Annotated in this window: 1 protein-coding gene; it reads right to left on the bottom strand. The window is 60.2% G+C overall.

Annotation, left to right across the window (positions count from 1 at the left end):
* The coding region (locus tag SB764_RS38360) for a DUF6537 domain-containing protein (RefSeq protein ID WP_410866513.1) at window positions 1–442 on the bottom strand (442 nt) is incomplete at both ends.

The following is a 442-nucleotide window of genomic DNA, read 5'->3' on the forward strand; positions in this document are numbered from 1 at the left end:
GTGCAGCTTCCAGTCGCCTTCGAAATTCGCCTTCAGTTTTTCGATGAACGCCGGATCGCTGTACAGACGCGCCACTTCATACTCGTCCTTGTACGCCATCAGCTTATGCAGGTTCTTCGCGACGGCTTCGGTCAACGGCAACTGGCCATCGATCGAATCGAGCGCTGATTCCGCCACGCGCACTTGCGACACCAATACGCGATAACGCTCTGCGTACGCAGCGTTTTGCCATGCGGCGAGGTAGTCGGCGCGTTTGTCGATCAGCGTGCCGAGCGCCTTCGGCGTGTGCAGCGAGATGATCTTACTGCTCGCCGTTTCCGCTGCACCACGTCCTTGCGACTGCGCGAGCTTGCGCACAGCAGCCAGATCGTGCGCGGCGCGACGGCCCCATTCGAACGCCGCACGATTCTTCTCGACCTGCACGTTGTTCAGTTCGATCGCG

This window comes from Paraburkholderia sp. SIMBA_027 (assembly GCF_046535315.1).
Classification (GTDB): Bacteria; Pseudomonadota; Gammaproteobacteria; order Burkholderiales; family Burkholderiaceae; genus Paraburkholderia; species Paraburkholderia tropica.